The sequence below is a fragment of the Cupriavidus sp. AU9028 genome, from assembly GCF_019795295.1.
GTDB lineage: Bacteria > Pseudomonadota > Gammaproteobacteria > Burkholderiales > Burkholderiaceae > Cupriavidus.
The window spans coordinates 1-19324 of the sequence record NZ_JAIMCG010000010.1; the positions used below are offsets into that span (position 1 = coordinate 1).

Genomic DNA, 19324 nt, shown 5'->3' on the forward strand with positions numbered 1-19324 from the left:
CCCCCCCCCGGCCGCGGGCGCGGGCCAGTGACCCGCCCCCCCCGCGGGTGTGCGCAACCCCCGCCCGGGGGGGGGGGGGGGGGGGGGCCCCCCCCCCCCCCCCGCGGCCGCTGGCGTTCAGGCCGAGCAGCTCGCCTTCGTGCCAGACCAGGGCGAACAGGTCGCCGCCGATGCCGTTCTGCGTCGGCTCGACCACGGTCAGCGCGATCGCCGTGGCGATGGCGCTGTCGATCGCGTTGCCGCCCGCATACAGCATGCGCAGGCCCGCCTGCGCCGCGAGCGGCTGGCTGGTGGAGACGACGTTGGACGCCAGCAGCGGCATCCGTTGGGACGGGTAGGGGAAGGACCAGTCAAATGGCAGCATGGCGGACCTGGCTTGTGTCGTGAAAAAAAGGGGCGAAGGGGTGCGGCGCAGGCTTGCGGCGCTCAGATATGGAGGTCGACAAGGAACGGGTCGGGCCGCGCGAAGCTGCCCTTCAGCAGGTCGGCAAGCTGCTCCAGCGAGGTGGCCCGGGCCGCCTCGACGCCCATGCCGCTGGCGATCTGCACCCAGTCGATGTCCGGCGTGGACAGGTCAAGCATCCGCATGGCCGTCTCACCCGGCGATGCGCCGACGCTCTTGTACTCGTTGATCAGGATGTTGTACTTGCGGTTGTTCAGCAGGATGGTGGTGCAGGGCAGGTTCTCGCGCGCCTGCGTCCACAGCGACTGCAGCGAGTACATCGCCGAGCCGTCCGCCTGCAGGCTGATGACACGGCGCTGGCCGCCCGCGGCGATCGCCGCGCCGGTGGCGACCGGCAGTCCATCGCCGATCGCGCCGCCGGCCAGATGCAGCCAGTCGTGCGTGGGCGCGGAATGGGTGAACTGGTAGAAGCTGCGCCCGTAGCTGATGCTCTCGTCGGAAACGATGGCCTCATCCGGCATCAGCGCCGCCAGCGTCTGCGCGAGCCCTTCCGGCGTGATCGCGCCGGTCGCCGGCGCGGGGCGGGCGCCGGGATCCGGCATGGCGGCCGCCGGCGCATCGAGCGCCGCCACCAGCGCGGCCAGTGCCGCGGTCGCGTCCTGGTCCGGGCGGCACAGCGCATGCAGCTCGGTATGCGGCGCGGTTTGCCGCGACGGCTTGCCGGGATAGGCGAAGAACGCCACCGGCGGGATGGCGCCGACCAGCACGATATGGTCGAAGTCCTTCAGGAAGGCAACCGCCTGGTCCGTGCTGTACGGAATGCGCTGCAGCGGCAGGCAACCGCGACCCCGCCGCAGATGCGAGGTAATGAAGTCCGCCCGCAGCGTGGCGCCGGTGGCCTGCGCCACGCGCCAGGCCAGCGCCTGGCCTTCGGCGAAGACGGCGTTACCGGCCAGCAAGATCAGCACGTTCTTCTTCGTCCGCAACACGCGCGCGGCGTTCTCGACCGCGAAAGGATCGGTGGAGGCCGGCGCCAGCGGCGGCAGCGCCTGCGCGACCACGCCGCCATCGTCCCAGCAGGTATCCGAGGGCAGGATCAGCGTCGCAATCGTGCCGGGATAGGCGTTTGCCGCGTGCACCGCTGCCGCGCCATCCTTGCCCACGTCCTGCGCGCTGCCGGACGTGCGCACCCATGCGGACACCGACCGCGCCAGCCCATCGGTATCGCTGGTCAGCGGCGCATCGTATTGACGGTGCCAGCTCGCCTGGTCGCCCACCAGATTGACGATGCCGCTGCGGGCACGGCGGGCGTTATGCAGGTTGCCCAGTCCGTTGGCGAGGCCCGGGCCGCAATGCAGCAGTGTGCAGGCACTCTTGCGCGCGATGCGGAAATAGCCGTCCGCCATGCCGGTGACGACGTTCTCCTGCAGGCCAAGCACGCAGCGCATGCCGGGCGTCTCGTCCAGCGCCGCGACGAAGTGCATCTCGCTGGTGCCGGGATTGGCAAAACAGGTATCGACGCCCGCGGCGAGCAGCGTCTTGACCAGGCTGGTGGCTCCGTTCATGGATCTCTCTCGTGCCGTGCGTTGCCGGCTCAGACGCGCAGCTGGGTGACGAACTTGGTGTTCAGGTACGGCTCCATCGCTTCGGCGCCGCCCTCGGAACCGTAGCCCGAGTCCTTCACCCCGCCAAATGGAACCTCGGGCAACGCCAGGCCATGATGGTTGATCGACAGCATGCCGCACTCGAGCGCCGCGGTCAGATCGCCGGCGATCCTTGCCGAGCTGGTATAGGCGTAGGCCGCAAGGCCGAACGGCAGCCGGTTGGCTTCCTTCACCACCTCGTCGAAGTCCTGGAACCGCACGATCGGCGCGACCGGCCCGAACGGCTCCTCGTGCAGGATCGCGGCATCGGCCGGCACATCGACCAGCACGGTGGGTTCGAAGAAATTGCCCGGACCGTGCAGCCGCTTGCCGCCGATGGCCACCGTCGCGCCCTTGGCGACGGCATCGGCTACCAGCCGCTCCATCGCCGCCACCCGGCGCGGGTTGGCCAGCGGTCCCATGGTCGTGCCTTCGTCCAGGCCGTTGCCGACGCGGATCTTGCCGGCCTCCTGCACGAAGACCTCGACGAAGCGGTCGTAGCTGGCGTCCTGCACCAGGAAGCGGGTTGGCGAGACGCAGACCTGCCCGGCATTGCGGAACTTCGCCGCGGCCAGCAGCTTCGCGGCGCGTTCGACATCGGCATCGTCGAACACGATGGCCGGCGCATGGCCGCCCAGCTCCATCGTCACGCGCTTCATGTGCTGGCCGGCTTGTGCGGCCAGCAGCTTGCCGACCTCGGTCGAGCCGGTGAAGGTCACCTTGCGCACCGTGGGGTGCGCGATCAGGTAGGAGGAAATGTCGGCCGGATTGCCGAACACCAGATTGACCACGCCAGCCGGCACGCCGGCATCGACGTAGGCGCGAATCAGTTCGGCGCAGCTGGCCGGGGTTTCTTCCGGACCTTTGAGGATCACGGAGCAGCCGGATGCCAGTGCCGCCGACACCTTGCGTACCGCCTGGTTGATCGGGAAGTTCCAGGGCGTGAAGGCGGCGACCACGCCAACCGGCTCGCGCACCACCATCTGGGTGACCTCGCGCGAGCGCGAGGGGATCAGCCGGCCGTAGGTACGCTTGCCTTCCTCGGCGAACCACTCGATCAGGTCGCCCGCAGCCAGCGTCTCGGCCTGCGCCTCGGCGAGCGGCTTGCCTTGTTCCAGCGTCATCAGCGTGGCGATCTCCGGCGCGCGCTGGCGAATCAGCGTCGCCGCCTTGCGCAGGATCCGGCAGCGCTCATGAGCGGCGACATCGCGCCACAGCCGGAAGCCGTCTTGCGCCGCGGCGATCGCCGCATCCAGGTCCGCGCGCCCGGCGTGGGCCACGGTGGCCAGGGTGCCCCCAGTCGCGGGGTTCAGTACCGGAATGGCGGTGCCGTTGCCATCGCGCCACTGTCCGTTGATGAGCAGCTTGATATCGGGGTACATGGTTATCCCAGGCAGACTTCGCGAACCGACGCCTCCAGCAGCGCCAGGCCTTCCTCGAACACGCTGTCGGAGATGGTCAGCGGGAACAGGAAGCGCACCACGTTGCCGTTGACGCCGCAGGCGAGCAGCAGCAGGCCCTTGTCCAGCGCGCACTGCTGGATGCGCTTGACCAGCTCGGCCGCGGGAGCGCCGGTTGCCGGGTCGGCCAGCTCCATCGCCACCATGGCGCCGAGCGAGCGTACCTCCTGGATATGCGGCACCGCCTTCTTCAACGCCTTCAGGCGGGTGACCATGGCCTCGCCCAGTGCGTTGGCACGCTCGACCAGACCCTCCTGCTCGATCACCTCGATGACGGCAAGCGCCGCCGCCACGGCGATCGGGCTGCCCGCGTAGGTACCGCCCAGCCCGCCGGGTGCGGGCGCGTTCATCAGCGCGGCCCGGCCGGTCAGTGCCGACAGGGGGAAGCCGCCCGCCAGGCTCTTGGCCATGGTGATCAGGTCGGCCTCGACGGGGTAGTGTTCGAGCGCGAACAGCTTGCCGGTACGGGCGAAGCCGGTCTGTACCTCGTCGACAATCAGCAGGATGCCGTGCTCGTCGCAGATCTTGCGCAGCCGAACCAGCAGTTCCGGCGGCGCGACATAGAAGCCGCCCTCGCCCTGCACCAGCTCGATGATGATGCCGGCGATCCGCTGCGGATCGACATCGGCACGGAACAGGTGCTCCAGTGCCTTGATGCTGTCTTCCACGCTGACGCCGAGCGTCGGCGCGGGGTAGGGCACGTGCCAGACGTCGCCGCCAACGGCGCCGAAGCCGGCCTTGTACGGCTTCACCTTGCCCGTCAGGGCCATGCCCATCATGGTGCGGCCGTGGAAGGCGCCGGAGAAGGCGATCATCGCCGAGCGGCCCGTGGCGGCGCGGGCGACCTTCACCGCGTTCTCGACCGCTTCGGCACCCGTGGTGAACAGCGCGGTGCGCTTGTCGAAGGCGCCTGGCGTCAGCGCGTTGAGCCGCTCGCACAGCGCCACGTAGCCCTCGTACGGGGTCACCTGGAAGCAGGTGTGATGGAACAGGTCCAGCTGCTTCCTGACCGCCTCGATGATCTTCGGGTGGCGGTGTCCCGTGGCCAGCACGGCGATACCCCCGGCGAAATCGACCAGACGCCGTCCGTCGACATCCCAGATCTCCGCGTTCTGCGCGCGTTGCACAAAGCGGTCGGTCTGCACGGCGACGCCCGGCGGGCAGGCGGCTTGACGGCGGCGTTCGAGAGCGGTGGCGTGTTCGTTTGTCGGCATGATGGTCGGCTGTCGAAGAAGGGCGTCCCGGGACGTCCGGGCCGCGTGGAGCACGACTCTACTATTGCCGTGAAAAAACGCAAGTTGTTTTTCACAAAGATGAATCGAGGCGGCCGCTGCCCTCCTGCCCACCCTGGACGCGGTGACGCGACGGTCGGGCGTGGCCGCGTTGGGCGTGAGGTAGAATCCGCCTTCATCCTGATGAAGACCCGCTGGACGGGTCGTCGATACGGCGTCATGAAAAGCGTCCAGACCAAAGGCAAGAAGAGCCCATCCCCCAGGGCACCGGCGGCAACCAGCAAGCGCCCGGTGAAGAAGCGCGCCGCCGCACCCGTGGCGCCGGCGGCGGCACCGGAAACGCCGCTGAGCTGGATTGGCGAGGAAATCAAGAGTCTGCGCAAGGCGAAGGGCATGTCCCTGCAGGAGCTGTCGCAAGGGTGCGGCAAGTCCATCGGCTTCCTGAGCCAGGTCGAACGCGGGCTGAGCGTGCCGTCCATCAGCGACCTGCATGGCATTGCCCATGTGCTGGGGGTGCAGATCGGCTGGTTCTTCCCGCAAGGCGAGTTCGCCGATCCGATGGAGCGCACCGTAATCGTTCGCAAGGCGCAGCGTCGGCAGCTGACCTTCGCCTCCGGCATTGCCGACTATCTGCTGTCGCCCAACCTTAGCGGACCGCTGGAGCTGCTGTGGTCCGTGATGGAACCCGGCGCGGACAGCGGTTCGGCCTACCATCATTCCGGCGACGAGGCCGGTGTCCTGATTCGCGGCGAGCTCGAACTGTGGGTGGGCGACCAGCACTACGTGCTCGGCGAAGGGGACAGCTTCAGCTTCCCCAGCGGCACGCCGCACCGCTATCGCAACCCGGGCAGCATCAACGCAGAGCTGGTCTGGGTCGTCACCCCGCCGTCCTACTGACGCACGCGATCCCCTGGCCGGGCCGCAGGTAGCCCGGGCAGCCGCTTCGTTCCGTCGCCCCTTCGTTCCCCTTCTTTACTCTTCTCTTCGCCACGGCTCGACGCGGCCCTCCCGCAAGGGCTGCCGCGGTCGTCCGTGCTCGCACTCGCTCCCGCACGCAGCCACCCGCAACCGCCCGCTTGGGCAGCCCTGTTTCGGCGCGTGGCTCCCCCGAAGCCGCACGGTAATGGTGCCCGCGATGCCTCATCCGGGTGAAAACACCTACTGTACTTTCGGGTTCGTGAAAAATAACATGCAGTTTTTCAGTGGCATGTAAGTTGCTGAACGAGATGGCTGCCATCGCTTCTGCGCGTGCCTTGCCGGGCAGGGCGGGAAGACGCAGCGACGGCCCAGTCCCAGGACTGGGAATGTCGGGACGGAAGCTTCACGCTGCCTGTCGAACGCTGCTCAACGTCTGGCCGCCCTGGTCCCGAGTCTGAAACCCTATGGTGCGTTGCATGACCCGAAGCCTTATCAAATCCCTCTCCGTAGTGGGCGCCATGCTGCTGGCGCTGGTTGCCAATGTGCAGGCCCAAACCAATGACAAATGGCCGACCCGGCCCATCCGCGTGGTGGTGCCGTTCCCGGCTGGCGGCGGCACGGACAGCGTCGCGCGCTTCCTTGGCGAGAAGATGGCCACGGAACTCAATGCGTCCGTGTTGATCGAGAACCGTCCGGGCGCCGGCGGCATCATCGGCGCGCAGAACGCGGCCAGCGCACCGGCGGACGGCTACACCGTCTTCATCGGCTCCAACAGCACGCTGGTGACCAACCGGTATCTCTATAACAAGCTGCCGTACGACCCCGACAGCCTCGCCCCGATCGGCCTGATCGGCGTGCAGCCGCTGGTCGTGGTGATCAACAATGCGCTGCCCGTCAAGACGCTGGGCGAACTCGTGGCGTACGCCAAGGCCAATCCCGGCAAGCTGAACTACGCCTCGTTCGGCGCCGGCACCACCTCGCATCTGGCCGCCGAAATGTTCAAGCAGGCGGCGGGGATCGACATGGTGCACGTGCCGTTCAAGGGCGCCGCCGAGGCGATTCCGGCGCTGCTGGGCGGGTCGGTGTCCGTCTACTTCGATACCATCGTGTCGAGCCTGCCCCATATCAAGGCCGGCAAGATGCGGGCGCTGGCGGTCACTACCGCCAACCGCTCGGCAGTACTTCCGGATCTGCCGACCATCGCCGAGCAGGGATATCCGAAGTACGAGATGTTCCCCTGGTACGGCCTGACCGTGCACAAGTCCACCCCGAAGGACATCCAGGCGAAGCTCGGCGCCGCCCTGGCCAAAAGCCTGGCCGACCCCGACCTGCGCAAGCGTCTGACCGAGACCGGCACCGAGGTCAGGTACGCCGATACCGCGGAATTCACCAGGCTGATCCAGTCCGACGGCGGCAAGACCGAGCGCCTGATCAAGACCGCCGGTATCTCCATCCAGTAATCGCGGGGGCAGCCGGCATCCGCAGCGGTCGCATCGCCTGCCGCCGGCCTGCTACCTGGAAGGGGAATGGCTTTGCAACAGGCATTCATCTACCCGGACGTCAAGGACCGGGTCAGTGCCGAGGAGTGGCAGCAGCGGGTCGCGCTGGCGGCCTGCTATCGGCTCCTCGCGCACTACCGCATGACTGGTGCGGGATCTCGGCACCCACAAGGCAATGATCCTGCGCACCCACGGGCTGTTGACCGCGGGCGGGACGGAGCGGGAAGCCTTCGACCTGATGTATTAGCTGGAGCGCGCCGGTCAGGCGCAAATCGCTCAGGGCGTGAAGAACGACACCGGCGTCATCAACCGGTTCTCCTGGCTGATCAGATAGCCCGCGTCCGCGCTCAGCTTCAGGTAGTCGCGCCACGCCGGGTCGTTCTGCAGCGCCTGGCGCTTTGCCTCGCGATCAGCCGCGCTGTCATAGACCCAGATGTGCATGTAACTGTTGACATTGCCGGTCTCGGTCTGCAGATAGGCCAGCGGCTTGCCCAGGTGCCGGCTCTGGATCGCGAAGCCGTGCTCGGCGTACAGTGCCAAGTGCTTCTTGATGGTGCCCGGGCGGCAGGTGTAGGTGCGAACGTCGTACAGCATGCGGTTTCCTTGATGAAGAGCGAGTGGGTAAATGAATGCGGCGGGGCCTGTTTCGCGCGACCTATTCCGCGGTGGCGCCTGACTGCTTGACCAGCTGTGCCCAGCGCGCGACCTCCTGCGTGACATACTTCTGGAACGCGGCCTGATCATCGCCGACCGGGTCCGCGCCCAGCCCCTTGAGCCGTTCCTTGACCGCCGGATCGGCGACGCTCTGGACGATTGCCTGCGACAGCTTCTCGATTGCGGCCGAAGGAGTGCCAGCCGGCGCGAACAGGCCGAACCACGAGCGCGCGGTCATCGCCGGGAACGGTGTTTCCGAGAACGCGGGTACGTCGGGCAGGGCGGCGTGGCGCTGGATTCCCGTCACCGCCAGCGCCTTGAGCTTGCCGGCCTGCACTTGCGCGAGGACCTCCGGCAGGTTGGCGAACATGACCTGCACCTGGCCGCCCATCACATCGTTCAGGGCCTGCGCGCCGCCCTTGTAGGGAACGTGCGTCATCCTGGCGCCCGCCAGCGTACCGAATTGCTCGCCGGCCAGATGGGAAGCGGTGCCGGTACCGCCCGAGGCGTAATTGACGCGACCGGCGTTCGCCTTGGTGTAGGTCGCGAGTTCGCTCGCCGACTTGACCGGCACGGAAGGATTGACGACCAGCAGCAGCGGCACCGACGCCAGGTTGGACAGTCCGACGAAATCGCGCGTGAGGCTGTAGCCCAGCTTTTGATAGAGCGAGGCGTTGATTGCGTGGCTCGACGTTGCCATCAGCAAGGTGTAGCCATCGGGCTCGGCCCGCGCGGCGGTGACCGCGCCGATATTGCCATTGCCGCCCGCCTTGTTTTCCACGACGATCGATTGGCCAAGCCGCGTCGACATGGCCTGCGCGACGGTGCGCGCGATGACATCGGTGGCCCCGCCCGCGGCGAACGGCACGATGATGCGCAATGGATGATCCGGGTACTCCGCCATGGCATGAAGCGTCGTCAGGCCCAACGCGGCGGCCACGGCAAGCCTCCGCAATCGCGCGATTGCTTTTTGCATGTCTGTCTCCTGTGCCTGTGTGATGGCTTTTGTTGTCTTTTGGCTTGACCGAACACCGCAACGCCGGGGCGAGTTTGCTCCCCTCGCCCGCTTGCGGAAGAGGGGCCGGGGGAGAGGGCATGCGGCGGCGGCCATGCCACCGTGGCCGAGAAAGACCAACCCCTCTCCCCGGCCCTCTCCCCTTGAAGGGGAGAGGGAGAAAACCAGACGGCACCGACGCTCGGTGTCGCGACCGACACGCCCGTATCGGTCAAGCCATGGACACCACTCTACGCAGCCGACTTCCCGAGGCGTTAGGACAGATCAGAGGCTGAATTGGACTTTTTCGCAGACCGCGCCGCGTGTCATTCCAGCGGGCGGCAGTGCTGGCGGCGGAAGTCGCCCGGCGTGAGGCCGGTCTGCTTCTTGAAGAATCGCGCGAAGTAGGCGGGATCGTCGATGTTCAGGCGGTACGCGATCTCGCCAATCCCCAGTTCGGTATTGCTGAGCCAGCGCTTGGCTTCGAGCACCACGCGTTCCTGCACCACCTGGCTCGCGGTACGGCCCATCGCGCGCTTGACCGCGTCATTGAGTTGTCGCTCGCTCACGCACAGTGCCTCGGCGTACTGGCCCACCGTCTCGAAGCGCAGGTAGTGGCTGTCCACCAGCATGAAGAACCGCCGGGCCAGCGTCTGATGGGGACCGGCGCCCCCGGACGGCTCCCGGTCCGGGCAAAGCCGTCCCAGGCGCGTCAACAGGATCAGCAGGCAGGCCTGCACCACATCCCGATACCCGGGCTGGCGATCCCGCACCTCGCGCTCCATTTCGGCGAGCAACGGCAGCATGTCATCATGCCGATCCTGGGACAGATAGAGACAGCTGTTGCCACGCATCGGATCGTAGAACGGCACGCGGGCAACGTCGTCGGCGCGCGGGAACATGCGCGCGAAGAAGTCGGTGCTGAAGTTGAGCACATAGCCGTGCGGCTTGACCGACGAGGTCCAGGCATGGACCTGGCCCGGCGACAGGAAGAACACCGAATGGTCGCGCACCTCCAGATGCGCGAAGTCCAGCATATGCGTGCCGCTGGCCCGGGTCATCCACAGCAGGTGGTAGTAGTTGTGTCGATGGAGGAAACCGCGCGGGATGTCGTCGCGGTCTTCCAGCCGCACCAGATCGAAGAAAAACGACCCCTCGCCCGCGAAATCCGACGTCTCGAAGACGGGGAATTCACCGGAGCGGATGGAGGAGGGGGCGTCGGACAAGGGCAATATTCGCTGCGCCAAGGGTGGCCGACGTCATGCTATGCCAAATCGAGGGGCCGTTGACTCCGGCATTCCCCTGATATTCCTCCAGGCTCCGATCGCGCGGACGACGCCCGTCCCTTATGCTCGCGCATATCGTCAGCAATGCCAATACAAGGGTGCAGCCATGCGGGTAAGGGTAGAGAAATGGGGTGACAGCCTTGCGGTTCGCCTGCCGGAGGATGTCGTGGCGGCGTTCGGCCTCAAGGAGGGCGACGACGTTGACGTTCGCATGGACGGCTCCGGCGGGCTGGTCGTCAGCAGAGCCTCGGGCGCGAGCGGCTGCGTAGCGCGACTTCGCCGCTATCGAGGGCGTCTTCCCGCCCACTACAAGTTCGACCGGCGCGAGCTTGAATAGACGTGTCGATGCGGGGATTGCCCCTTCCGCCGGATGCACGACGAAGGGGCAGGGCAAAGGGGAACCTCAACCCACCACCGTCTCCAGCGCAACCCCATCCCGCCCGGGATCGGCGCCGCCCTGCAGCTGACCGCCGGCCATGCGAATCGCATGCACCCAGGCAATGGTGTAGTTGTACGGGTTGCGGATCACCTCGTACCCCCGCGCTTCCAGTTCGCGCGTCAGATAGCGCGGAATGCGGTTGCTCACGTCGATGGCATTGCTGGTCGACGAGAAGCGTGGGGCCGATACCGCCTCCTGCATCGTCATGCCGAAATCCACGACGTTGAGGATGGCCTGCAGCACGCCCATCGCGATCTGCGTGCCACCCGGCGCGCCGAGCACGATTTCGGGCTCGTCGCCGCGGAACACGATGGTCGGGCACGATGAGGTGAAGCGCCGCTTGCCGGGCGCAATGCTGCCCGCGCGCCCCGGACGGGGATCGAACACGCCCATGCAGCCGTTGTACAGGAAGCCGAGCCCGGGCGTGATCACGCCGGACGGCATCGCCAGCGAATGGGTCATCGACACGCAGTTGCCGTCGCCATCGACCACCGACAGGTGGGTCGTGTCCTTCGGCACCGCGTGGCCCGGGTTGACGCGGGTGATGTCCACCTTCTCCCCGGCGCGGATGCGCTCGACCGCTTCGCGGGCGTAACCCTTGTCCATCAGCTTCTGCAGCGGTACCTCGACAAACGCGGGGTCGCCGACGTGCAGGTCCTTGTCCCGGGTGGCGTGCTTCATCGCCTCGCACACCACGCGCAGGTACTCGGGGGTGTTGTGGCCAATGCCGGCCAGGTCGAACTGCTCCAGGATGTTCAGCATCTGGATCAGCATCACGCCGCCGCCCGGCGGACGGTTGGTGGTGATGCGGCGATCGCGGTAGGTGCCGGTCAGCGGCGTGGTGCGCTCGACCCGGTAGTTGGCCAGGTCCTCGCGGGACAGCAGCGCACCGTGCGCCTCCAGGTCTCGCACCATCCGGTCGGCCATCTCGTGCAGGTAGAAGGCATCGGCGCCTCCGCGCGCGATCTGCTCCAGCGCGTCGGCGAAGTCCGGGTTCTGCAGCGGCGTGCCGATGGTCTTCGGCGAGCCGTCCGCACGGCAATAGAGCCGGCGGCCATCCTCGCTGAAGGCCAGGCGCTCGCGATTGCTGGCGCGGCCCAGGGTCGCCTCGTCGATCCAGAACGAATACATGCCCGGCCGCACGAACCAGCCCTCGCGCGCCCAGCGAATCGCCGGTGCGATGACCTCCTGCCACGGCAGACGGCCATAGTCGCGATGGATCGCTTCCAGTCCGCGCAAGGTGCCGGGCGTGGCGATGGACTGGTAGCCGATATCGTTGAGTTGGTCGCGGATGAAGAAGCCGAAGCCGTCGCGCGCCTCGCCCTCCAGCTTGTCGGCCCACATGTCGGCGGTGGCGCGCGCCGGTGCCGTGGCATGGAAGTCGATGTACTCGTGCGCCTGGTGCGACGGCATATAGACCGCCGCCGTGCCGAATCCGGCGATGCCGCACATCAGCGGATCGACCACCGTCTGCGCGAAGGCGCAGGCCACTGCCGCGTCGGCGGCATTGCCGCCCGCGCGCAGGATTTCGATGCCGGCCTCGGCCGCTTCCGGCTGCGGGCAGACCACCATGCCTTTTTTCATGAAGATTCCTGTCATGGGTCGGTGGGCGCTTAGCGGGCGCGCAGGTCCAAGTCGCCGATCGCGTTCTTCCACTTGACCGTGTCGTTCACGGTCAGCTCCATCAGCCGATTGCTCGGGCCGGGCATCGGCGTGATCTGCATCGAGCGCATCTTCTCGACCACGGCCGGGTTGGCCAGGAACTTCTGCGTGGCGGCATGCAGCGCCTTGACCGACCCGGCCGGCGTGCCGGCCTTGGCCGCGATGCCGGACCAGCCGATGTCCTCGAAGCCGGTCAGGCCGACTTCCGGCGCGGCCGGCACGTCCGGCAGGTCGGGCACGCGCTTGCCGGCGAAGACCACCAGCGGCACCAGCTTGCCGGCCTGGATCTGCGGCAGCGCGGTGCTCAGCACCGGCGCCATGATCTGGGTCTGGCCCGACACCGTGGCGACCACGCCGTCCGGCTCACCCTTGTACGGCACGTGGGTCACCTTGAAGTCGCGCTGCTTGAAGAGCATCTCGCCGACCAGGTGCGTGGAGTTGCCCAGGCCCGACGAGGCGAAATTGATCGAGCCGGGTTTGGCGCGCGCGGCGTCGATCAGGTTGTCCAGCGTACGCAAGCCGGTTTGCGGGTTCGCCACCAGCACGAACGGGACGTTGGTCAGCGTCGCCACCGGCACGAAATCCTTCTCCGGCGAGTAGGCCAGCGGGGCATAGGCAAACTTGTTCAGCACCATCTGCGACACGCCGGCCAGGAACAGCGTGCAGCCATCCGCGGGCTGGGACAGCACGCTCTTGGCCGCGATGATGCCGCCCGCGCCCGGCTTGTTCTCCACCATCACCGTGGTGCCCAGCTCCCTGCTGGCGTGTTCCGCCCACATGCGGGCGATGGTATCGGTGCTGCCGCCCGCCTGCTGCGATACCACGAGCCGGATCGGACGTCCGCCCGACCCGGGTTCGGCACAGGCCGCGGCCACGTTGAAGGAAACGAGGGCGGTGGCGGCAACGGCGGCCAGTTGCTTCAGGGCTGAAAAGTTCTTCATAGGTCGGCAGCGGAGAAGATCCACGGAGATGAGAAAAGATCGGAAAAACCCGTCGAGCGACGCCAGGTTTTCCGCATTATTTCCCCGTCGTGCCATCGCAACCAGTGAATTGTTGCGATACTTCCATTAGTATTTGCTCATGACTACGGCAATGGAAAGTGTCGCCTGGGCGCGCCGGTTGCGCATGCGGCATCTCGAATCGTTCCTGATCCTCGTTGACGCCGGCACGCTGTCGGCCGCCGCGGAGCGGCTGCACATGACACAGTCCGCCGTTTCCCACTGGCTCAGCGAGATGGAAGCGCAGACCGGAGCGCGGCTGGTCGTGCGAGGCCGCCGGCTGCAATTGACCCCGGCTGGCGAGGCGGTGCGCAAACTGGCGGTGCGCGTGCTCGGCGAGATCTCCCGCGCGCATCAGGAACTCGGCTCGATCGCGCGCGGCGCGGTGGCGCGGCTGCATATCGGCAGCGTCTTCGCCGGCGTCGCGCATCTGATCCCGCAGGCCATCATTGCCTTCCAGCAGCGCGAGCCGGATGTGTCGATCCAGGTCACCGAAGGCGTCTTCAATACCCTGCTGGAGCGGCTGGAGCGGCGCGATTTCGATCTGATCGTCGGCTCCATGGACGCCCGGGCCTATGGACCGCATCTGGCCAACGAGCTGCTGTTCGAGGACGCCATCGGCATCGTGGTGGGCCGGCACCATCCCCTTGCCGAGGTCGCGCAGCCGAAATGGACGGACCTGCTGGCCTACCCGTGGGTCATGCCGCCGCGCGAGACGCTGATGCGCACACGGCTCGATACCGTGCTGCTGGAGCGCGGCGCGGCGGGACTGCAGCCGCGCGTGGAAACCGGGTCGGTGCTGACCATCGAAGCGATGGTGCGGCACACCGACCATATCGGCGTCTGTTCGGCCGCGATGGCGCGGCATCTGGATTCGCTCGGCCTGGTGCGGGCCTTGCCGATCGCCGACGCGGAGCCGTTCGGGCCGGTCGGCGCGGTCTGGCGGCAGGGCGGGGCGGACGAGGTGGTGCACCGCTTCGTGCAGTGCCTGCGCGAAGCGGCGGCGCGGATCAGCCAGACTGCTTGCCTGCCTTCCGACGGCCGAGGCCGCGGTACCCCACGGTGACGCGCTCCCTTCCGGAGTTGGGGGTGCGCGTCAGGCGCAGACACCGCGGAGTTCCGTTCAGAACGTATGCTTGACGCCCAGCACCACACCGGTCTGGTCGACGCCCGGTGCAACGCTTCCGCCGTTTGCCACGCCGAGGGTCGACCCTCCCTTGTTGTCCATATATGCCGCGTTCAGGTACAGCTCCGTCCGCTTGGACAAGGTGTACCACAGCGCCGCCGCATAGCTCGTCGCATCGTCGGCGGAATCGCGGCGGTCGGCGCGATAGACGCCCGCGCGCAATGACAGGGCTGGTGTCACCGCGTACGCGCCGCCGAGCCAATACAAGTGCGCGCGCAATGAAGGGCTGGCAATGGTGCCTTGCAGGTAGCGATACCCTGCCATCGCGGAGAACGGGCCATCGGTCCACAGCAGGGCGCCCGCATAGCGGCGCTCGGTATTCCCCTGGGTGACCGCAGCCGTGCCGCGCCGCTGATCGAAGCCGAGGATGATGCCGAGCTTGCCCAGAGTGTAGGAGGCGCCCGCGCCGATCTCCTGACCGATGCGGTAGTTGCCGGGCACCTCGCCGCCATTGGCGACGTTGCCGTCGTAGCCTGCGCTGTAGAGCGCCGTCACGGTCAAATCGCCAAAGTCGGCGCTGTACTTGATGGCATTGTCCGCGCGGTTGGCGAATTGGCCGTCCTGCGCAAGCACGCCATAGCTGGCATAGCGCAACGGATCCGCCGGCACGAACAGCTCGTACAGCGTATTGATCTGCCGGCCAAGCGTCAGCCGGCCCCAATTGCCCTGGATCCCGAGCCACGCCTGGCGGCCGAACAGCCGGCCACCTTGCCCGGAGGTGCCGGCGTCGCTATTGAAGCCGCTTTCCAGTGCGAAGATTGCCTTGAGTCCACCGCCCAGGTCTTCGGTGCCGCGCAGCCCCCAGCGCGATCCAGTCACGTTGCCCGAGGACATCCGGTACAAGGCGCCGGAGCCGTCCGCGCCGGCATGGTTCAGGTATTCGATGCCGGTATCGACCAGCCCGTACAGCGTGACCGACGTCGTTGCCGGCCCGCGGGCTTGTGCCTGCGCGTCCGCCGCAGGCATGCACGCGAGCACGAGCGCTCCCACGGCAGGCAGGGTTGCCTTCCTCATGTCTCCTCCTTCTTGTTGTTGTCATGCTGCGCCGGTCTGCTGTTGCCTATGCCGGCTGGGGTGAGCGCGGCCAGCTGCGGCCGCTACATCGGTACTGGACCCGGGCTGGCCGCACCGGGCACAGACGTGGCCAGCGCCAGTCAATCGACCCGCGCCAGCGATGTGGTGTAAAGCGCGGCTTTGCGGGCGTATTCCTCGGCGTTGGCGCGCAGGTTATCCACTTCCTCCTGCGTCAGCTCCCGCACCGCCTTTGCCGGCGAACCGAGGATCAGCGAGCGCGGCGGAAACTGCTTGCCCTCGGTAACAAGGGCGCCGGCGGCCACCAGCGATTCCGCGCCGATCGACGCATTGTTCAGCACCACGGCCTGGATGCCGATCAGCGCGCCGTTGCCCACGGTGCAGCCATGCAGCATGGCCTGATGGCCGATGGTGACGCCGGTGCCGATGGTCAGCGGGCTGCCCGGGTCGGTATGCAGCACCGCGCCCTCCTGCACGTTGCTGCCGGCGCCGATGCGGATCGGCTCGTTGTCCGCCCGTATCGTCGCGCCCGGCCACACGCTGACCTGCCCGGCCAGTTCTGCGCGGCCGATGATGGTGGCTTCCGGGGCGACATAGGCGGTGGCGTCGATCGACGGCGCCATGTCGCCAAGCTTGTAGATGGTCATGATTGCGGGTTGCGTTGGCGTGGGGGATTACTCGACCTTGACGTTGGCCTTCTTGACCAGGCCCGCGTAGCGCTCGGCCTCGCTGCGGAAGAACTTCGCCGCTTCCTCGGACGTCGTGGGCTTGATCACGGTTGCCTGCTTGCGCAATGCCTCGACCACCTCCGGCGTGGTAAAGGCCGCGGCGAATGCATCGTGCAGCCGCTTGACTTCGGCGGGCTTCATCCTCGCCGGGCCGATCAGGGCGAACCAGCCTTCCGCGTGATAGTTGGGCAGGCCCTGTTCGGCAATGGTGGGGACGTCCGGCGCCAGCGGCGAGCGCTCGCTGCCGCAAAGCCCGACTGCACGCAGCGCGCCGGACTTCAGGTGCGGCAACGCGGCGTTGAGCGCCACCACGCCCATCTCCACCTGACTGGCGAGCAGATCGGTGACCATCGGGCCGGTGCCCTTGTAGGGGATATGACGCGCCTTGACGCCGGCCTCGCTGAGGAACATCTCGCCGGCCAGGTGAATGATCGTGCCATTGCCCGAGGACGCCAGGTTATAGCCATCCGGCTTGGCCTTGAGCAGTGCCACCAGTTCCGGAACGCTCTTTGCCGGCACCTTCGGGTTCACCACCAGCACCAGCTGCGTGGCGCCGATCACGCTGATGGGTGTGATGTCCTTGATGGCGTCGAACGGCATCGACTTGAACACGCTGGGATTGATCACGTGGTTGTTCGACACCAGCCCGAGCGTCGTGCCGTCCGGCTGCGCCTTGACCACGGCCGCCGCGCCGGTGATACCGCCCGCGCCCGGCAGGTTCTCGAACACCACCGGTTGCCCCAGGGCCTTGCCGAGCGCCGGGCCAGCGGTACGGGCGATCGAATCCACGCCGGAACCCGCGCTGATCGGCAGGATCACGCGCAGCGGACGGTCGTTCTGCGCCAGGGCGGGCGATGCGCCAAGCATCGTGCCGGCGCCAGCCACCGTCAGCGCGCCGAGGGCACCGACGGCGCCGAGCGTGCGAAGGACGGACCGCCGCGCGGCCCGCTTTGCGGGAAAGGAATGCATGGTTGTCTCCGTCGTGTTCTTGTCGGGTTGAGAGGCGCCGCAGGCGTCAGGCGCTGCTGGCGCCGCCGAGCTGGCCGAGGATCTCCTCGGTATGCTCACCGGCCCGCGGCAGAGGCCGCCGCACCCCCGGGCGCTTGCCGCCCATCAGCAGCGGCAGCAACACCGTCGGCGCCATCGAGCCGTCCTCGACCTGCATCGGCACCAGCCCACCGCTTTGCTTCAGGTGCACATCGTCCAGCAGCTGGTCCGGACGAACGATGGGCGCGTAGGGAATGCCCGCGGCTCCCAGTTGCGGCGTCAGGGCGTCGGCGCGATGGTGCTGCAGGATGGCGCCCAGTTCCTCCAGCAACTGCGGCCGCACCGCGACGCGGGCCGCGTTGTCGCGGTACTCGGGCCGCTCGATCAGCTCCGGATGCTGCAGCACCCGGCACAGCGTGGCGAACTGCTTGTCGCTGACCGCGCCGATGAACAGCTGCTCGCCATCGGCCAGCGTGAAGACGTCGTAGACGCTCCAGGCCGAGACGCGCGAGGGCATCGGCGGCGGCGCCTCGCCCGTCATGGCGAACTGCTGCATATGCTGCGAGGCGAGGAACACGCAGTTCTCGAACAGCGCGCTCTGGATCTCCTGCCCGCGGCCGGTGCGGTCGCGCTCGCGCAGCGCGGCGAGCACGCCGATGGCCCCGAACATGCCGCCCATGATGTCGTTGACCGAGGTGCCGGCCCGCAGCGGCCGGCCCTTGGGGCCCGTCATATACGACAGGCCGCCCATCATCTGCACCACTTCGTCCAGCGCAAGGCGCTTCTCGTAGGGCCCGGGCAGGAATCCCTTGTGCGAGACATAAATGAGGTGCGGATACTTCGCCGACAGCGTCTCGTAGTCCAGGCCCAGCTTCTGCATCAGGCCGGGGCGGAAGTTCTCCAGCAGCACGTCGCTCTGGCCAGCCAGTTCCGCAGCGGCGGCGCGCCCTTCATCGGTGGTGATATCGAGCACCACGCTTTTCTTGTTGCGGTTGAAGGCGCGGAAAAACCCGATGCCAAGGCCGGGCAGGTTGCGCGTCTTGTCGCCGCCGGGCGGCTCCACCTTGATGACTTCGGCCCCCAGGTCGGCGAGGATCATGCCGCAGGTCGGCCCCATCACCATATGCGTGAACTCGACCACGCGAACGCCGGCCAGCGGCAGGTTGTTGTCTTCGGATTGCATCGGATCGTCTCTTGGTCAAGCCGCGGCGCGTGCGGACGCGCCGGCGAAGTTCCTGGGCAAGCCGGCGCGCCACAGCGTGCCGTGCAGGGTCTCTCCCTTTAGCCAGCCCGCCACCCGGTGCCGCAGCGCAAGCAAGGCGCCGATATCGAGACCGGTGTCGATCCCCATGCTGGCGAGCAGGTAGGCAAGGTCTTCGGTCGTGACGTTGCCGCTTGCGCCGGGCGCATGCGGGCAGCCGCCGATGCCGGCAAGGCAGGCGTCGAAGCGGTTCACGCCGGTCTGCAGGGCCGCCATGACATTGGCCAGCCCCAGTCCGCGCGTATCGTGGAAGTGCCCGCACCACAGCCGCTCGCCCACCAGCGCGCGAGCGCGGCCGAACAGTTCCGCCACCATGCGCGGGTCCGCATAGCCGACGGTATCGGCCAGGCTCACGCGATCGGCGCCCGCATCGAGCAGCGCCTGCAGCAGGCGCAGCACTTCGTCGGGCGACACCTCGCCCTGCAGCGTGCAGCCGAACGCCGTACCGACGCCGCCTTCGATCAGCGTCCTGGCCCCGGCCGCATCCCGCGCCGCCCGGATGCGGGCGACCTCGGCCACCACCTCGTCGGGCGTCTTGCGCAGGTTGGCCACACTATGGGCGTGACTTGCGGAGAGCGGCACCAGCAGCAGATCGGCGCCGCTGGCCAGCGCGTTTTCCGCGCCGCGCAGATTGGGTACCAGTACCGAGACGAACAATTCGGGCAGGGTGCGGGCGAATGCGACCAGCTCGGCGGTATCGGCCAATTGCGGCAGCAGGCGCGCCGGCACGAACGAGCCGACCTCGATCTCGCGCTGGCCAGCGTCATAGGCCGCCTGAATCCACTCGCGCTTGTGTTCGGTGGGCACGATGGTCTGGATACTCTGCAGCCCGTCGCGCAACCCCACTTCGCGGATCACTGCGCGAGCGGGGAAGCCATTGGCGTGGTGGGTCGGATCGGGGGCGGTCATGGCGCGGTAAGCAAGCAGGGGCGACACACGCAA

General features: G+C 67.6%; 19 protein-coding genes. 5 read left to right on the top strand and 14 right to left on the bottom strand.

Annotated elements, in window-relative coordinates:
* The 4 genes from K6V06_RS12365 to gabT all read right to left on the bottom strand — a co-directional run.
* On the bottom strand, positions 1-364 hold a 364-nt coding region (locus K6V06_RS12365; RefSeq protein WP_222243816.1), incomplete at its 3' end, for a gamma-glutamyltransferase.
* A gap of 62 nt (positions 365-426) precedes the next feature.
* Positions 427-1968, bottom strand: coding sequence for an acetolactate synthase large subunit (locus tag K6V06_RS12370; protein WP_222243818.1), 1542 nt, complete (start codon positions 1966-1968; stop codon positions 427-429).
* Between the two features lie 29 nt (positions 1969-1997).
* Positions 1998-3428, bottom strand: a complete 1431-nt coding sequence (locus K6V06_RS12375; RefSeq protein WP_222243820.1) for an NAD-dependent succinate-semialdehyde dehydrogenase — start codon at positions 3426-3428, stop codon at positions 1998-2000.
* Between the two features lie 2 nt (positions 3429-3430).
* The gene (gene gabT, locus K6V06_RS12380) at positions 3431-4720 is read right to left on the bottom strand and encodes a 4-aminobutyrate--2-oxoglutarate transaminase (RefSeq protein WP_222243822.1); all 1290 of its coding nucleotides are present in this window, start codon (positions 4718-4720) and stop codon (positions 3431-3433) included.
* Positions 4721-4957: 237 nt separating this feature from the next.
* Between gabT and K6V06_RS12385 the strand changes: the two genes are divergently transcribed.
* From K6V06_RS12385 to K6V06_RS12395, 3 genes are all read left to right on the top strand, one after another.
* The gene (locus K6V06_RS12385) at positions 4958-5635 is read left to right on the top strand and encodes a cupin domain-containing protein (RefSeq protein ID WP_222243824.1); all 678 of its coding nucleotides are present in this window, start codon (positions 4958-4960) and stop codon (positions 5633-5635) included.
* Between the two features lie 497 nt (positions 5636-6132).
* Positions 6133-7116, top strand: coding sequence for a tripartite tricarboxylate transporter substrate binding protein (locus K6V06_RS12390; protein WP_255581804.1), 984 nt, complete (start codon positions 6133-6135; stop codon positions 7114-7116).
* Between the two features lie 187 nt (positions 7117-7303).
* Entirely contained in the window at positions 7304-7402 is a 99-nt protein-coding gene (locus tag K6V06_RS12395) for a class II aldolase/adducin family protein (RefSeq protein WP_370637458.1), read from the top strand.
* Between the two features lie 29 nt (positions 7403-7431).
* Here K6V06_RS12395 and K6V06_RS12400 read toward each other — a convergent pair whose 3' ends face one another.
* The 3 genes from K6V06_RS12400 to K6V06_RS12410 all read right to left on the bottom strand — a co-directional run bounded on the left by K6V06_RS12400 (position 7432) and on the right by K6V06_RS12410 (position 10029).
* On the bottom strand, positions 7432-7749 hold the full coding sequence (locus K6V06_RS12400) for an NIPSNAP family protein (RefSeq protein ID WP_222243825.1): 318 nt from the start codon (positions 7747-7749) through the stop codon (positions 7432-7434).
* A 61-nt stretch (positions 7750-7810) separates the two neighbouring features.
* Positions 7811-8785, bottom strand: coding sequence for a tripartite tricarboxylate transporter substrate binding protein (locus K6V06_RS12405; RefSeq protein ID WP_222243826.1), 975 nt, complete (start codon positions 8783-8785; stop codon positions 7811-7813).
* A gap of 344 nt (positions 8786-9129) precedes the next feature.
* Complete coding sequence (locus K6V06_RS12410) at positions 9130-10029, bottom strand: helix-turn-helix domain-containing protein (protein ID WP_222243827.1); 900 nt, start codon at positions 10027-10029, stop codon at positions 9130-9132.
* Between the two features lie 166 nt (positions 10030-10195).
* On the opposite strand from K6V06_RS12410, the gene K6V06_RS12415 reads away from it, so the two are divergent.
* Positions 10196-10426 carry an AbrB/MazE/SpoVT family DNA-binding domain-containing protein gene (locus tag K6V06_RS12415; RefSeq protein WP_222243828.1) on the top strand — a complete coding sequence of 77 codons (231 nt, stop codon included), beginning with the start codon at positions 10196-10198 and terminating at the stop codon, positions 10424-10426.
* 66 nt (positions 10427-10492) lie between these two features.
* Here the strand turns inward: K6V06_RS12415 and ggt are convergent, their stop codons facing one another.
* Both ggt and K6V06_RS12425 read right to left on the bottom strand, forming a co-directional pair.
* Positions 10493-12100, bottom strand: coding sequence for a gamma-glutamyltransferase (gene ggt / locus K6V06_RS12420; RefSeq protein WP_222244033.1), 1608 nt, complete (start codon positions 12098-12100; stop codon positions 10493-10495).
* Between the two features lie 41 nt (positions 12101-12141).
* Entirely contained in the window at positions 12142-13131 is a 990-nt protein-coding gene (locus K6V06_RS12425) for a tripartite tricarboxylate transporter substrate binding protein (RefSeq protein WP_255581806.1), read from the bottom strand.
* Between the two features lie 151 nt (positions 13132-13282).
* Between K6V06_RS12425 and K6V06_RS12430 the strand changes: the two genes are divergently transcribed.
* On the top strand, positions 13283-14254 hold the full coding sequence (locus tag K6V06_RS12430; RefSeq protein ID WP_255581807.1) for a LysR family transcriptional regulator: 972 nt from the start codon (positions 13283-13285) through the stop codon (positions 14252-14254).
* Between the two features lie 57 nt (positions 14255-14311).
* On the opposite strand, the gene K6V06_RS12435 is transcribed toward K6V06_RS12430, so the two are convergent.
* The 5 genes from K6V06_RS12435 to K6V06_RS12455 form a co-directional block, all read right to left on the bottom strand.
* Complete coding sequence (locus K6V06_RS12435) at positions 14312-15388, bottom strand: porin (RefSeq protein WP_222243829.1); 1077 nt, start codon at positions 15386-15388, stop codon at positions 14312-14314.
* A 140-nt stretch (positions 15389-15528) separates the two neighbouring features.
* Positions 15529-16053: a gamma carbonic anhydrase family protein gene (locus K6V06_RS12440; protein WP_222243830.1), complete on the bottom strand. Its 525-nt coding sequence runs from the start codon at positions 16051-16053 to the stop codon at positions 15529-15531.
* Between the two features lie 27 nt (positions 16054-16080).
* Positions 16081-17103, bottom strand: coding sequence for a tripartite tricarboxylate transporter substrate binding protein (locus K6V06_RS12445; RefSeq protein ID WP_222243831.1), 1023 nt, complete (start codon positions 17101-17103; stop codon positions 16081-16083).
* Between the two features lie 46 nt (positions 17104-17149).
* Positions 17150-18304 carry a CaiB/BaiF CoA-transferase family protein gene (locus K6V06_RS12450; RefSeq protein WP_222243832.1) on the bottom strand — a complete coding sequence of 385 codons (1155 nt, stop codon included), beginning with the start codon at positions 18302-18304 and terminating at the stop codon, positions 17150-17152.
* A 15-nt stretch (positions 18305-18319) separates the two neighbouring features.
* Positions 18320-19291 carry a hydroxymethylglutaryl-CoA lyase gene (locus K6V06_RS12455; RefSeq protein WP_222243833.1) on the bottom strand — a complete coding sequence of 324 codons (972 nt, stop codon included), beginning with the start codon at positions 19289-19291 and terminating at the stop codon, positions 18320-18322.
* Positions 19292-19324 lie beyond the last annotated feature (33 nt).

Bases quoted from the DNA above. Each gene is read 5' to 3' on its own strand.
- K6V06_RS12370 (WP_222243818.1), bottom strand. From the start codon at position 1,968: ATGAACGGAGCCACCAGCCTGGTCAAGACGCTGCTCGCCGCGGGCGTC.
- K6V06_RS12375 (WP_222243820.1), bottom strand. From the start codon at position 3,428: ATGTACCCCGATATCAAGCTGCTCATCAACGGACAGTGGCGCGATGGC.
- gabT (WP_222243822.1), bottom strand. From the start codon at position 4,720: ATGCCGACAAACGAACACGCCACCGCTCTCGAACGCCGCCGTCAAGCC.
- K6V06_RS12385 (WP_222243824.1), top strand. From the start codon at position 4,958: ATGAAAAGCGTCCAGACCAAAGGCAAGAAGAGCCCATCCCCCAGGGCA.
- K6V06_RS12390 (WP_255581804.1), top strand. From the start codon at position 6,133: ATGACCCGAAGCCTTATCAAATCCCTCTCCGTAGTGGGCGCCATGCTG.
- K6V06_RS12400 (WP_222243825.1), bottom strand. From the start codon at position 7,749: ATGCTGTACGACGTTCGCACCTACACCTGCCGCCCGGGCACCATCAAG.
- K6V06_RS12405 (WP_222243826.1), bottom strand. From the start codon at position 8,785: ATGCAAAAAGCAATCGCGCGATTGCGGAGGCTTGCCGTGGCCGCCGCG.
- K6V06_RS12415 (WP_222243828.1), top strand. From the start codon at position 10,196: ATGCGGGTAAGGGTAGAGAAATGGGGTGACAGCCTTGCGGTTCGCCTG.
- ggt (WP_222244033.1), bottom strand. From the start codon at position 12,100: ATGGTGGTCTGCCCGCAGCCGGAAGCGGCCGAGGCCGGCATCGAAATC.
- K6V06_RS12425 (WP_255581806.1), bottom strand. From the start codon at position 13,131: ATGAAGAACTTTTCAGCCCTGAAGCAACTGGCCGCCGTTGCCGCCACC.
- K6V06_RS12430 (WP_255581807.1), top strand. From the start codon at position 13,283: ATGGAAAGTGTCGCCTGGGCGCGCCGGTTGCGCATGCGGCATCTCGAA.
- K6V06_RS12435 (WP_222243829.1), bottom strand. From the start codon at position 15,388: ATGAGGAAGGCAACCCTGCCTGCCGTGGGAGCGCTCGTGCTCGCGTGC.
- K6V06_RS12440 (WP_222243830.1), bottom strand. From the start codon at position 16,053: ATGACCATCTACAAGCTTGGCGACATGGCGCCGTCGATCGACGCCACC.
- K6V06_RS12445 (WP_222243831.1), bottom strand. From the start codon at position 17,103: ATGCATTCCTTTCCCGCAAAGCGGGCCGCGCGGCGGTCCGTCCTTCGC.
- K6V06_RS12450 (WP_222243832.1), bottom strand. From the start codon at position 18,304: ATGCAATCCGAAGACAACAACCTGCCGCTGGCCGGCGTTCGCGTGGTC.
- K6V06_RS12455 (WP_222243833.1), bottom strand. From the start codon at position 19,291: ATGACCGCCCCCGATCCGACCCACCACGCCAATGGCTTCCCCGCTCGC.